We start from the raw sequence: 12,786 nt of genomic DNA, 5'->3' as shown, positions 1-12,786 counted from the left end.
CTTCTCAAATCCGCACAGCCCCCGTCGTGAAAGTCCCCAGTCCTGTCGCGAAGTAACCGCCAGGTACGTCCAGCCATTTGGCTGTCTTCTCACCTTTGGCAGCAGTTTTCACGATCTGCTTGCCATTAAGGGCGGCATCGACAAGATTGTGAAGGCGGGCCTTCGCGAGATTTCTAAGGTCGTCTGGGAGCCGTTCCCTCATTTCATAGACGCCGCTTGCGCCGCTCTTGGTGAACGGGGAACCAGCGTTGGCTGCAGCTTCAATGGTGACCACCAAAGCTCCAATGAGATCGCCCGTCGGCGGCGTCGACGAACCGAGCAGTGCCGTTTTGTCGACGAGAAGGCCGTGCTCGTTTCTAACGTAAGTCGATATGATCCGCCTCGCAGCACCGTTCGCTTTCACGACCCCACCCAAGACCACCTTGCCTGGCGCGAACTCAGTGCCTACCTCCTTGCAAACGCGCTTCGCGCGCGCGTCATCCGCTGGCCACATGGCGTATGCCAAACGAAGGCCGTCGACCAATGCCGTGCTGCCGCGAATGCTATCGCGCGCATCGCCGAGCGTCTCTATCGGTTTCTGGGTTTTGCGCATGTGGTGCGCAACAAGTACGGTCGCGCCAGTCTCAGTAGCTAGGCGCGACAAAGACGTGCAAACGAACTGTCCAGCTGCTGGATCTTCGTTGAGTGGAAGGTGCGCAAAGCTCGCCAGCGGGTCGAATGTCACCAATCGGAGATCATCGATCTTCGACAGCTGATCACAGATGCGGCGATAATGATCAGTCTCTAAGAGACCATGACGTCTGTCCTCTTTCCAGAACGCTTGTGCTCCGCCTACGGAAGGCAACGGAACGACGATCATCTTCGCACCCAATTCCGTGAACCGATCCTCTTTGCGATCGAGGGCGGCTATGCGTCGGTGAACTTCGCCGGCATCGTCCTCGCTAGTGATCATTACGGAAGTCCCGCGTGCCAGCACCTTCCCTCCGAAGAGCGGCGTGTCGTACATGCTGGAGCCGAAGGAAACGCGTCGGTGCAGTTCAAGCATCGCGTACGACTTCCCGGTGTCGCCCATGGCAGAGACCATTCCGGGAACGCCTGTAGGCATCACGCCATCGACGAGATATTCCACCTTCGGAGGCTCACCCTTGAAGCGATCGACTGTCCAATCGAAAATAGATAACGCGGGTTCGGTAGGAACGTTATCATTTGCTACCACCGGCCGAACTGGTGCTCTGCCGTCGAGCGTTGTTAACGCCTCCGTAAGAACGACCTTGGGATCGCCAGCGCCATCGAACTTCACGCGGCTCATGAAGTTGCCGCCATAGACGATAGATCCTTGCCCGTGGTCAGGGTGGATTACTTTATCTCCCACTTTCCAAGGGCCACCATATCTGGTCTGAATGGGCGCACTTGTCTCAGGCGGCGGCGATGTTATTGGCGGTAATTTGGCCACGGGCGACTTCCCTCACTGCAATCTCAGCAAGGCGATCAGCGATCGCCGGTTCCATTGTGACGGCAGAACCGCCCGCTGTAGAAGGGCCGAACACTCTCAGCCCCTTCTGTGATTGAACAAGCTTAAGGCCGTATGCTCTTATGCCAGGTGCGATCTCGGCATCGAACCGCGCAAGGGTGTTGCCGCCGTCACTAGGACGGCGGAGAGATAGAATTTTCATGCAGCTTCCTTCAGATCGGCGAGCGTTCGCGCTTCAAAGGCAACTTTCCACTCATCAAGCGTGAGGCCGGTATTGCCTTCATCGTCGCTCACGCCACCCAGTGGATCGATAAGCGCTTCATAATTGTCGAGAAGGTCGCCGTCAGTCGCGAAGAAAGGGAAGTTTCCGCTCGGGCACACACGCCATGCGATGATTGACCGGATGCGGTAGTAAAATTCGCCCTGATAGTAGTCGACGAACACCGCGGCATGGCCGGGGTTTGCTGGCACTATGGGATAGAAGTTATCCTCGATGTCGCCCACGACCTCGACGGTCTGATCTCCTCCCGTGGAAAGAAGGATCCTAGTCAATCCGTTACGAAGATGTTGATGCTGAACGACGTGCTCGGAATTGATGGTCAGGCCTTCAGTTGTGCAAATTGATGGCATGGTTGTCTCCTCTTGGTGGCGTGGTTGGTTGGTGTGTAGGGGTTAAGCCGCTGCGTATTCCTCTGGGAAAGTGCGCCTCTCCGCTGCTGCCACGATGTGATCCTCTACGCGAGAGACCGCGCCGGTAAGCCACAAACGTCCGGCTTCCGTCCTAGCTTCTTCATGTGTCTCCCAATAACTGACGTTCGCGTCACCGTAGTCGTGTTGGACCTCAAAAGGCCTTCCGCTTTCACCACCACAAACGATCGCAAGATTGTCGATCCCGCACTTTTCGGTCTCTGCAAAACGGATAATTTGCGTGATGGTCATTCCTTGTTCTTGAGTCATAGTCTCTCCTCCGCCGGACGCGCCGGACGTTACAGTTGTTGATTATGTTGGGTGTTGGGGTGCTTAGGCCGAAGCCCTCGCGTTAATTCTGGAATGTATCCAGTCCTTGACCTCGGCTCGAACGAACGCGACCCGCCGCTCCCCCAGTTCGACTGCGACTGGGAACCTGCCCTCAGCGCGGTAACGGTTGAGCATTGTCCTGCTCATGGACGTGATTTTGCATGCGTCATTCAGCGAAATGAGCGCAGGTATATTATCGTTTTCGTGTTGCAACGTGGCGTCTCCTCGATGCAGGACAGAATCCTGACGTTAAATGGAACGATGAATTTGTTTGAGAAGTTCGGTGTCGGCTAAAGCCGATAGGGTTTATTCCTGCGGGAAAGCCGCTGCTGCGTCGCTTCATGGTCTTCCGGCAAGGCCAGCCATGCAGCTCGGGCACCACCCCGAATTTGTTGCGACCACCACAATCACAACGATCAATCTGTATACCGCTTTTACAAATTAGTCAATATTGTCAATAGAGATACGAAGACCAGTCTTGCATGAGCGCCCTCCTCCGCTCTAGCGCATCTGATCGCGCATACGACCGTTCAACAGCGTCACCAACCGCGTGTGCAAGGCTGGCCTCGGCAATCTCGCGTGGCGCAAGCGCGACCTCTGTAGCCCAATCGCGGAACGTCGACCGGAAGCCGTGAACAGTGTACGCGCCACCACCCGCCGATTTTAGCGCCTTGGCCAGCGACATGTCTGAAAGAGGCTTCTTGTCTCGGATCCCAGGAAAAACAAGATCATTCACTGCGCGGGCTTTCATTGCCGTTAGAATGGCAATCGCTTGACTCGAGAGCGGCACTCGATGCGCCTTTCCACCCTTCATACGGCCGGCTGGAATGCTCCAGACCTTATCTTTTAGGCTCACCTCCGACCAGACAGCGCCTCGTGTCTCTCCGGAACGAGCGGCGGTTAGAATAGTGAATTCAAGCGCCTTCGCCCCGACGCCTATGACATTGCTCAATTTCTTCAAGAATTCTCGGGCGTCCAGATAAGGCATAGCGGCGTGATGACCCTCACCTGAGACTTTGTCAGGCTTGTGCAAGACGTGTTCTAGGTTGCCTTTCCACGCGGCCGGATTTTCACCGGAGCGATGACCTTCGACCTTGGCAGAGTCAAGCACGCGCTCAATGGTCTCGCGCAACTTTTCAGCCGTTTCTTGCTTCTCGCCCCATACCGGTCGCAGAGCAGCTAAAACGTCCGACACACCTATTTCAACGATCGGTTTGTTCCGGATAGTCGCGGCATGGTTGGTTAGCATGTTGCGCCATCTGGCCTCGGTCTTCGCACCGCGCCACCGACCGGCCTTCACCGCGGCGTCTACATAACTGTCAGCATACTTTCCGAAGGTCACGACGTCAGCGCGAGGAGATTGGTCCGTGCGTTTCTTTTCGATGGGATCGATACCCTTGCGAACGAGATCGCGAGCGCTTCGCGCTATGTCCCGAGCCTCTGCGAGCCCGACTTCGCGCAGTGGACCGATGCCCATCTCCCGACGTTTGCCGCCGAATGTGTAGTTCAGGATCCAATATCGATTGTCGCCTCTCTTGATGAGGTACAAGCCGCCGCCGTCGCGTAGCTTCACAGACTTGCTTGCCGCGATGCTCTTAACGGTCAGCATATTAATCGTATGGCTCCCCATCGATTTCTTCCCCGCAATCTTCCCCACTTTAGTGGTGTTGCAGTAATGGATGAAGCGTTCGTTATGGTCAAGTGGAGAGCTATAGAATCCAAATAGATATAGAATTCAGCTGGTTAAGTTTCCCTATGGTTTCCGCCATGGTCACCATCAAATCTCCGGCCCGGGGAGCCATTTCATCTTAAGTGAATGAAATGATTTAAGACACAGCGTCAAGCATGTGGGCTTTTGCTGCATATTATTCCAGAAAATGGCTTTAGCCTTCCGTGATTCTGGCCACCTCAGATTTCAAGCCTACCTCAGTCCAAATGGGCTTAAGCCTCACCGCTTGTGAGGCCTCCAAAGACACCGCGTCTTGATCCAGCTAAGCATGAGAAAAAAGCGCCGCCTTTTCTGACGACGCCCTTTTGAAATTTCTCGCGCTCAATGCTTCTTCTTGGCTACACCGCCGGACACGGTTGTCGATGTAGACGAAACCGGGTCACTTGCTGGAAAACTGTCTTCCAGTCCCTCTTCCAGATCTTTGTCTTCGCTGTCGTCGCCGTGGGCTTCACGCTCCTGTTGGAGCGACTCCGCTGCGGGTGACTGTCCCTGAGAATTGAGCTCTTGCTCGGCTTCGGCCCAGTGCCGCTCGTGCTCACCTTCGCGGTGGCCATCACGTTCCCAGTTCTCATATGCCTTTTTGCGGATTTCAGATTCACGATCAGTCGTCACGGCGTTTCTCCCTTACTATGATGAGGAGGAAACATTGCTGCGTGATATTTTGTTCCTGAAACGGCGGACAAACGTTAACGGAACCTCACGGGTCCGGGCGTCGTTAATACGGTAACCAAGGAGATCCATGATGGACGAGAAACGCTCAAAGCCCCTCGATATTAATGACGATGACGTCGCAGACTTCGAAACCGATCGCGAGCTTCACGGCAAGCCGGACGAAATCGGCGCAGACGAAACCACAAATTTGCGGGCGATGCGTCAGGCTGCGCGCCAGCACGAGGACGCCTTCATTGTGGCGACCGATCTGGAAGACGACGATCAGCGCGACGCTGCTCCCGGGACGCGAGAGCAGCCATAGGCGCCCAGCAATCTTTAGCGACGGACTGAAACAATAGACTTTCGGCTGAAGTTGGAGACTTGCACCCGGCCGGACTGGTTACCGCCCAAAATCTGGGCGGTGCCGCTTCCAAGGCTTTTCAAGATACCGGCATGGTAACGCTTTCCGGTTCTGACAACCACGACATCGCCGGGTTTTGCACTGCTGGTTGGCACGGCGTATCCGAACGACGTCCAGGACTTGGCAAAACCAGATGATTTGGGCGGCTGGCGGCCTGACTTGGTGGCGACAGCGCTCAAAAAATGCCCGCACCAAGGCGTTTTTCGGGGATTGACCCCCATCAGCGCCTTCAGTGCTTTTGTATTTTTGCCTTCATGAAGTCCGGAATATTGTTCGGCTTGATTGAGCATGCCAGCGGATGAAGGTGTGGTGAAAGCTGTGCAAAACGCAGCAGCCAGAATGAACGCAGTAAATTTCAAATTCTCGGCCCTTTAGAAATGCGCAAGGGATATCTCGCCCCTGGAATACCTATGCGCACATTCGCAGTCTCCTGCCGGTAGCCGCTGCAGTCAAATGCTGCGCGGTGCCAGCAATTGTCGATCTATGCCTGCAATTTAGCGAGAATTTGACGAGAAATTGGCGAAAATTAGAACAATTTTTCGGAAATTTGTTAATACTTTAGAATTTTTGATGTCACCTCAACTTAAAAGAGTACGTTTTACCAGAAACGAAACACCAACCCGGAGCCGTGCTTCGGGTGGGTGAAGATGTGCGCAATAAAAAGGATCAGGATGCAAGCCGATGGGCATCGACAAGGCAGTGCGCGTCGCGACTGGCCTCTACGAAAGCCGTGCGTGCAATTTCTCCCGCCACGCTGCCCAGCAAAGACGCGCGGCAAAGGCGAAGCGCCTGCTCGTATACTTTTCCGTGACGGCTCGGCCACTCATGTTGCAAAAAATCAAAGGCTTCATAAACGCCATTGAACGTTCTTGGGGCACCATTTTCCAGAGAGATAACCACCGGGGTCTCCCATTTCACGTCGTTGAGCATCATTGATTGGACTTCCATAAGCAATTAACCCGCCACTAACGTTGAGCCCGGGATATGGTTCCTCTGGAATCGGTTTCAAGAGACAAAACTTATGCTCTGAAAGCGATGTTATTTTAGGGCTTTACTATACGGCCTTTGACGGAACAATGCTCCTCAACAAACATTGAGTCACACGTGAACAGAGTGCCCCATGACCGACAAGAAAAAAGCTGTTATCCTTTGGTTTCGCAAGGACTTGCGCCTTTCGGACAATCGTGCCCTCAGCGCCGCAATCGACCATGGCGGGCCCATCATTCCCTTGTATATCCGTGAAAATGACGGTGATTCGTGTGGCGCTCTTGGAAACGCTCAGGCGTGGTGGCTTCACCATTCGCTGGACGCCCTTTCTGTAGCCCTCGATCAGCTGGGCAGCAAGCTTGTCCTGGCCTCTGGTAGCCCTGAAACTGTGCTTGAACGTATCGTCAAAGACACAGGCGCGGACGCGATTTTCTGGAACAGGCGATACGATCCGGACGGGATGAAAACCGATATCCATCTCAAGTCTGACCTGCGAGAGGGTGGTCTGACCGTCGAAAGCTTTGCGGGTCACCTGCTCCACGAACCCTCCAAACTCAAGACGAAGACCGGCGGTCCCTATCGGGTTTATACCCCCTTCTGGCGCGCCATCGAGGGCGGCGAGGAGCCAGCTGAGCCGCTTTCTGCACCTTCGAAATTACCCTCCCCAACCAGTTGGCCAAAATCCGACGCGCTTAAGAGTTGGGATTTGCTCCCCTCCAAACCGAATTGGGCAAAGGAGTTTTCCGATATCTGGACGCCCGGGGAAGCTGGTGCCTTGGAAAATTTGGAGCACTTTATCGAAGATTCGCTGAAGGGGTACGAGGAAGGCCGTGACATTCCGGCTAAGGACGCAACATCCCTGCTTTCGCCGCATTTGGCGATGGGGGAAATATCACCGGCGCAGGTTTGGGACGCGACACGTGGCCTTTCTTCGAACATCGCCTCGAATGATCTCAGTCGTTTTCGCAAGGAGATCGTCTGGCGCGAGTTCTGCTACCACCTGCTTTTTCATTTTCCACAGCTGGACGAGAAAAACTGGAACGCGAATTTCAACGCTTTCGAGTGGAAGAACGATGAGGTGAAATTTACAGCTTGGACCAAAGGCATGACCGGCTATCCGATCGTGGATGCCGGTATGCGCCAGCTGTGGCGACATGGCGTGATGCACAATCGTGTGCGGATGATCACGGCGTCCTTTCTCATCAAACACCTGTTGATCGACTGGCGGAAAGGCGAAAAGTGGTTTCGCGATACGCTTGTCGACGCCGACCCGGCGTCCAATCCCGCCAATTGGCAGTGGGTGGCAGGCTCTGGTGCTGACGCCTCGCCTTTCTTCCGGATTTTCAATCCGATTCTTCAGGGCGAGAAATTCGATCCGGACGGCGAATATGTCAAAACATTCGTGCCCGAGCTTTCTAAACTCGATAAAAAGTTCATTCACAAACCCTTCGATGCACCGAAGGAAGCCCTGCTGAGAGCGGGTATCGAGCTTGGCAAAACATACCCACTCCCTCTTGTGGATCATAGTGACGCGAGACAGCGCGCGCTTTCCGCTTACTCCGACCTGAAGAAACACGGATAAAATCGGGCATAGGCAAAATTTTGCGCATCGACCCCATTCACCGGAAGATATTTCCTTGTCACAACGCGAATAGACAAAGAGAAAACGGCATCTCATTCGCTGACCGTACGAAAAGGCCTGATCATGACCATTCATAGCTCTGTGCTGACCGCAATCGGCAATACGCCCCTCCTCCGCCTCAACGCGGTGTCGGAGGAGACAGGATGCGAAATTCTTGGCAAGGCCGAGTTCATGAACCCCGGTCAGTCGGTCAAGGATCGCGCAGCGCTTTACATTATTCGTGATGCGGAACGGCGTGGCCAGTTGCGTCCCGGTGGCACCATTGTCGAAGGCACCGCTGGCAATACAGGTATCGGTCTGGCCCTGGTTGCCAACGCCTTGGGTTACAAGACGGTCATCGTGATTCCCGAAACGCAAAGCCAGGAAAAGAAGGACGCGTTGAAGCTTCTAGGCGCGCAGCTCGTGGAAGTACCGGCCGCTCCCTACTCCAGCCCGAACAATTACGTGAAGGTTTCCGGCAGGCTGGCAAAACAACTGGCTGCAACGGATCCGAACGGCGCGATCTGGGCAAACCAGTTCGACAATATTGCCAACCGTCAGGCTCATATCGAAACGACGGCACCGGAAATCTGGGACCAGACGGACGGCAAGGTGGATGGCTTTATTTGTGCCGTCGGCTCTGGCGGCACACTGGCAGGCGTCGCCGACGGTCTCCGTGATTTCAACCCAGACATCAAGATAGGTCTGGCCGACCCCGAAGGTGCCGCACTGTATGAGTTCTACCACAACGGCACGCTAAAATCCGAGGGTTCGTCGATCACAGAAGGTATCGGCCAAGGCCGCATTACCGCCAATCTTGAAGGTTTCGAGCCGGATTATTCCTATAGGATCTCGGATGCCGAAGCGCTTCCAATCGTGTTCGATCTCGTGGCCAAGGAAGGGCTTTGCCTCGGTGGCTCCAGCGGAATCAACATCGCTGGCGCAATTCGGCTTGCCCGCGACCTCGGTCCGGGGCATACAATTGTCACCATTCTTTGCGACTACGGCAACCGCTACCAGTCGAAGCTTTTCAACCCGGATTTCCTGCGGTCCAAGGGTCTTCCCCTTCCCGCCTGGCTGACGGAGAAAACACAGATTTCGGTGCCGTACGAAACTGTTTGAGGTCAATGCCCATATGCCTGTGAATGCCCTGTTTCGTGACGACTTCTCTCTTTCCACGTGCGAGGCAGTGGTAACGGCGGTTCATGAAGATGGCGGCATAGAACTGGATCAAACCTGCTTCTATGCCACATCAGGCGGCCAGCCGGGCGACACGGGCTTATTGGAAAGGGCAGACGGTTCGAAGATCCAAATTGCCGTCGCCAAACATGGCACCGACAAAAGCATCATCATCCATGTCCCTACCGAGGGACAAGCTTCCCCCGCGGTCGGTGAAAAGCTGACGCTTCATATAGATTGGCCACGCCGCTACAAGCTCATGCGGATGCACACTGCCTGTCATCTTCTGTCAGTGGTTTGCCCCTGGCCGATTACAGGGGCTGCCGTCGGCGAAGACGAATCGCGCGTCGATTTCGATATGTCCGAAACCATCGACAAGGACGAGGTCACAGCCAAGCTGGTGGCGCTCGTTGACGAAAACCATCCGGTGTTCTTGAAATGGATCACCGACGAAGAGCTTGCCGCCAATCCTGATATTGTCAAATCCAAGAATGTCCGCCCGCCGCTGGGTCTCGGGCGCGTCAGTCTGGTCTGCATTGGCGAAAACTCTGCGGTTGACAGCCAGCCCTGCGGAGGCACTCATGTGGCAAGCACGCAGGAAGTCGGCGATATCCACATCGCCAAAATTGAAAAAAAGGGCAAGGAAAACCGTCGCTTCCGAATTCGTTTCGGCAAGCCCGGCGCATCCGCCTGATGTCTGGGAGAAATAGAGTGAGCACGGACAAAAGCCGTTTCGTCGTTTCGGCGGATTGGGTCGAGCAGCAGCTCGGAACCCCGCATTTTCGTCTAGTGGATGCCTCCTGGTATCTTCCTGCGCACAAGCGCAACGGCAGAGAAGACTATGTTGCCGGTCACATTCCCGGGGCGGTGTTTTTTGATCAGGACAAGATTGCCGATCACGACACGGGTCTGCCCCATTCTCTTCCCTCGCCCCAGTTCTTTGCTGAACAGGTCGGCGAGCTTGGTATCGGCGAAAGCGACACGATCGTCGTTTATGATGGTCCCGGTTTCTTCTCTGCACCGCGCGTTTGGTGGATGCTGCGGGTAATGGGTGCCGACAAGGTTTATGTCCTCGATGGTGGCCTGGATGGCTGGAAGGCGGCGGGCAAGTCTTTGGATACCGGCGTGACAGAGGTCGAGCCTGCAACGTTCGACGTGCACTTCAAGCCGAAACGCGTCACATCGTTTGCAGCGATGCGGTCCATCGTGAACAGCGGCAACGAGCAGATTGCCGATGCCCGCGGTGCAGGACGTTTCACCGGCGAAGAGGCTGAGCCGCGTGCGGGAATGCGTTCCGGCCATATGCCCGGCGCGCGCAACCTGCCCGCAACTGCTTTTTCCGAGAACGGCCACTTCAAGGATCTGCCGACTATCCGCAAGATGATCTCGGATGCGGGTATCGATCTGTCGCAACCCATCGTGACCAGCTGTGGTTCGGGGGTCACGGCGGCAGTCATCACGCTTGCGCTGGAATCGCTTGGGCATGCCGACAATTCGCTCTATGACGGTTCATGGGCCGAGTGGGGCAGCAAGGAAGATACCGCCATCGTCACCGGTCCTACAGAACCGACAGAGGAACAGCCGCAGGGACCCATCAAAGCACATGTCACTCAGCTGGAAATGACATCGGCCCCGAAGGTCAGCCTGCCTGTGCCGGTCAATATTCAGACCGCCATCATGCGCACCACGGATATTCCGCTGCATTTCTACCGCTATCTTTATTGGCGTGTGGGCAAACGCTGGCACTGGCATAAACGCATGCGCATGAGCGACGCTGAGCTTTCCGCCACCTTGCGCGACCCCGCCAATTCGGTGACTGTACTTTACATGAACGGTGCGCCTGCGGGTTTCTTCGAGCTGCACAAGCTGGATTCCGATGTGACCGAGCTTACCTATTTCGGCCTGATGGAAGAAGCGATCGGTGCCGGTGTCGGCAAATGGTTTTTGCTTCAGGCTCTTTATTCCGCCTGGCAGGACAACCCGAAAAAGATCACCGTGTCCACCAACACACTCGACCATCCCCGCGCACTTCAGCTTTACCAGATGATGGGTTTCTCGCCCGTCAGCACCTATGAGACATGGGTCGAACCGCTGACGGACACAGAATATCTGGAAATTTCCAGACGTGGGTAACCCGCTTGCCGTTATCCTCTGCCTTTCAGAGGATAACGGTTGAGAATAAACTCATAGCTCCTGCCCCAGGTTTACCGCTGTCGGAATTTCCTGGGCTGGGCCGCTTTCCTTTTCGCTGCCACCGGCGGAAAGATGTCCGGCGATCAGCTCGCCGTGAAACTTTGCGATCTCGTAGCAGTAGGTGATCTCGCGCTTTTCCTCTGACCAGTAGATATCGGGTCGTCCGCAACTGCGCGCCGTCAACTTGACGTCTCCCTTGAGGCGATAGCCGTCGAAGCTACGGGCGATCAGGTCGAGAACCTTGGATTCCTTGACGATGGTCGCGTAGATATCCAGGAACGGATCGCGCACCGGCTCGTAGTTTGCGACAAACTTCGTTGTTCCGGCCTTCGCTACATAAGGCTTCAGCGCCTCGTTCCAGCGAGAAACGGTTTGTGGATAGGCGGTTTCGCAAGCCTTCCAGTCATCCTTTGGAAGCCCCATCATGTCGGCCAGGTCACCATAGCCGCCAGCATCTTTGCCGACCATCAGGCAGGCCATCTGCCGGTCGCGTGTCGTGTTTGGCAACAATGACGAGTGCCGCGGAGTATCGTGCTCCGGCAGGGCTTGCGCCGAGCGGGCCAGATACCAGCTGTCGGTTGCGTTGACGATGGCAGTATCCAGCCACTCTTCGTTTGCTTCGAGCATCATGGTCGCCGCCAGTTGATCGGCGCCGTCTTTTCCGGCTTCCATCTGAGGGAGAGACAAGTCGGATATCAGCATGCGCGAAGCTTCATGGTAGAGGCCGAAAATGGCATTTCCGATCACGAAGTTGACTGTTTGCTGCAATTGCTCGTCGGAAAGATCGTCCAAGGCGGGCGCTGTTTGCGCGTGGGCTGCAGGTGAAATAAGCGAGAAAACGGTGACCAGAGATACGGTGATCAACCTGCGCAGCATGGGCATGAACTTTCCAGAAAGAGGATGTTCGATTGATTGCCACACTCAACGGCACAAGCAATGGGGTGGTTGCCTCCAGAGGCAAGAAACGGGTGGATACACGCATGTTTGAAGAGCATAGCGACAATCGAGCAACGCAAAGGAACCGCTATGACACAGATCGTTTTTACCGCCATGACTGCAGATGAGGCAGATGCCTTCCGCCTCGACAAACTGGATGCCTATGGCCAAAAACCGGAACGCTCGATCGTATCTGGGACCCTTCCCTGCCGGGCCTGCCTCGGGCAGATACGCGACGGCGAAGCCGCGCTTCTGCTGGCCTACCGCCCTTTTCCAAGCCCACAACCCTATGCGGAGACCGGCCCGATCTTCATTCATGCCGAATCATGCGGCGCTTACGCAGCGCGGGAGATATTGCCGCCCATGCTCGACAGCACCGATTATATCGTACGTGGCTACAGCTCCGACAATCGCATCGTCTATGGCACTGGTGCAGTGACCCTGACGAACAAAATTGCCGAGCGTGCCAGCGAGCTTCTGACGAGAGACGACATTGCCTACGTGCATGTTCGCTCGGCGCGCAACAATTGCTATCAATGCAGGATCGAGCGCGCTTAACGTCCCATTCCCGGTCATTTTAA

The 12,786-nt window shown here is 55.4% G+C and carries 16 protein-coding genes; 6 read left to right on the top strand and 10 right to left on the bottom strand.

Translation table 11 applies throughout. The features are described from left to right. Positions 1-4: 4 nt before the first annotated feature. The 7 genes from RMR21_RS05470 to RMR21_RS05440 form a co-directional block, all read right to left on the bottom strand. Complete coding sequence (locus RMR21_RS05470) at positions 5-1,372, bottom strand: AAA family ATPase (RefSeq protein WP_498669678.1); 1,368 nt, start codon at positions 1,370-1,372, stop codon at positions 5-7. Positions 1,373-1,415: 43 nt separating this feature from the next. Continuing rightward, positions 1,416-1,673, bottom strand: a complete 258-nt coding sequence (locus RMR21_RS05465; protein ID WP_498669677.1) for a hypothetical protein — start codon at positions 1,671-1,673, stop codon at positions 1,416-1,418. After that, positions 1,670-2,101 carry a hypothetical protein gene (locus RMR21_RS05460; protein WP_498669676.1) on the bottom strand — a complete coding sequence of 144 codons (432 nt, stop codon included), beginning with the start codon at positions 2,099-2,101 and terminating at the stop codon, positions 1,670-1,672. The genes RMR21_RS05465 and RMR21_RS05460 overlap by 4 nt, the downstream gene beginning before the upstream one ends. Positions 2,102-2,143: 42 nt before the next feature. Further along, entirely contained in the window at positions 2,144-2,428 is a 285-nt protein-coding gene (locus RMR21_RS05455) for a hypothetical protein (protein WP_498669675.1), read from the bottom strand. A gap of 63 nt (positions 2,429-2,491) precedes the next feature. Beyond that, positions 2,492-2,623, bottom strand: coding sequence for a helix-turn-helix transcriptional regulator (locus RMR21_RS05450; protein WP_498670079.1), 132 nt, complete (start codon positions 2,621-2,623; stop codon positions 2,492-2,494). Positions 2,624-2,942: 319 nt separating this feature from the next. Then, positions 2,943-4,118, bottom strand: coding sequence for a tyrosine-type recombinase/integrase (locus RMR21_RS05445; protein ID WP_498669672.1), 1,176 nt, complete (start codon positions 4,116-4,118; stop codon positions 2,943-2,945). Positions 4,119-4,538: 420 nt separating this feature from the next. Next, complete coding sequence (locus RMR21_RS05440) at positions 4,539-4,829, bottom strand: DUF2934 domain-containing protein (RefSeq protein ID WP_498669671.1); 291 nt, start codon at positions 4,827-4,829, stop codon at positions 4,539-4,541. Positions 4,830-4,956: 127 nt separating this feature from the next. Here RMR21_RS05440 and RMR21_RS05435 point away from each other — a divergent pair, with 127 nt between their 5' ends. Beyond that, complete coding sequence (locus tag RMR21_RS05435; RefSeq protein ID WP_498669670.1) at positions 4,957-5,190, top strand: hypothetical protein; 234 nt, start codon at positions 4,957-4,959, stop codon at positions 5,188-5,190. A gap of 14 nt (positions 5,191-5,204) precedes the next feature. Here RMR21_RS05435 and RMR21_RS05430 read toward each other — a convergent pair whose 3' ends face one another. Both RMR21_RS05430 and RMR21_RS05425 read right to left on the bottom strand, forming a co-directional pair. Continuing rightward, positions 5,205-5,648 carry a TIGR02594 family protein gene (locus RMR21_RS05430; protein ID WP_498669669.1) on the bottom strand — a complete coding sequence of 148 codons (444 nt, stop codon included), beginning with the start codon at positions 5,646-5,648 and terminating at the stop codon, positions 5,205-5,207. A gap of 307 nt (positions 5,649-5,955) precedes the next feature. After that, the gene (locus RMR21_RS05425; protein WP_498669668.1) at positions 5,956-6,222 is read right to left on the bottom strand and encodes a DUF982 domain-containing protein; all 267 of its coding nucleotides are present in this window, start codon (positions 6,220-6,222) and stop codon (positions 5,956-5,958) included. 187 nt (positions 6,223-6,409) lie between these two features. Between RMR21_RS05425 and RMR21_RS05420 the strand changes: the two genes are divergently transcribed. From RMR21_RS05420 to sseA, 4 genes are all read left to right on the top strand, one after another. Next, on the top strand, positions 6,410-7,858 hold the full coding sequence (locus RMR21_RS05420; RefSeq protein WP_498669667.1) for a cryptochrome/photolyase family protein: 1,449 nt from the start codon (positions 6,410-6,412) through the stop codon (positions 7,856-7,858). Between the two features lie 123 nt (positions 7,859-7,981). Beyond that, positions 7,982-9,019 carry a cysteine synthase A gene (locus RMR21_RS05415; RefSeq protein WP_498669666.1) on the top strand — a complete coding sequence of 346 codons (1,038 nt, stop codon included), beginning with the start codon at positions 7,982-7,984 and terminating at the stop codon, positions 9,017-9,019. A gap of 13 nt (positions 9,020-9,032) precedes the next feature. Continuing rightward, positions 9,033-9,770 (top strand): alanyl-tRNA editing protein, encoded by a 738-nt coding sequence (locus RMR21_RS05410; RefSeq protein ID WP_498669665.1) that lies wholly within the window; start codon positions 9,033-9,035, stop codon positions 9,768-9,770. A gap of 17 nt (positions 9,771-9,787) precedes the next feature. After that, positions 9,788-11,209, top strand: a complete 1,422-nt coding sequence (gene sseA / locus RMR21_RS05405) for a 3-mercaptopyruvate sulfurtransferase (protein ID WP_498669664.1) — start codon at positions 9,788-9,790, stop codon at positions 11,207-11,209. Positions 11,210-11,260: 51 nt separating this feature from the next. Here the strand turns inward: sseA and RMR21_RS05400 are convergent, their stop codons facing one another. Then, complete coding sequence (locus tag RMR21_RS05400; RefSeq protein ID WP_498669663.1) at positions 11,261-12,151, bottom strand: DUF4344 domain-containing metallopeptidase; 891 nt, start codon at positions 12,149-12,151, stop codon at positions 11,261-11,263. 144 nt (positions 12,152-12,295) lie between these two features. Here RMR21_RS05400 and RMR21_RS05395 point away from each other — a divergent pair, with 144 nt between their 5' ends. Beyond that, the gene (locus RMR21_RS05395) at positions 12,296-12,763 is read left to right on the top strand and encodes a DUF1203 domain-containing protein (protein ID WP_498669662.1); all 468 of its coding nucleotides are present in this window, start codon (positions 12,296-12,298) and stop codon (positions 12,761-12,763) included. Positions 12,764-12,786 lie beyond the last annotated feature (23 nt).

The sequence above is a fragment of the Agrobacterium sp. rho-8.1 genome (assembly GCF_033957725.1).
In the GTDB taxonomy this organism is placed as follows: domain Bacteria; phylum Pseudomonadota; class Alphaproteobacteria; order Rhizobiales; family Rhizobiaceae; genus Agrobacterium.
This window is presented reverse-complemented; position numbering and strand designations above follow the sequence as displayed.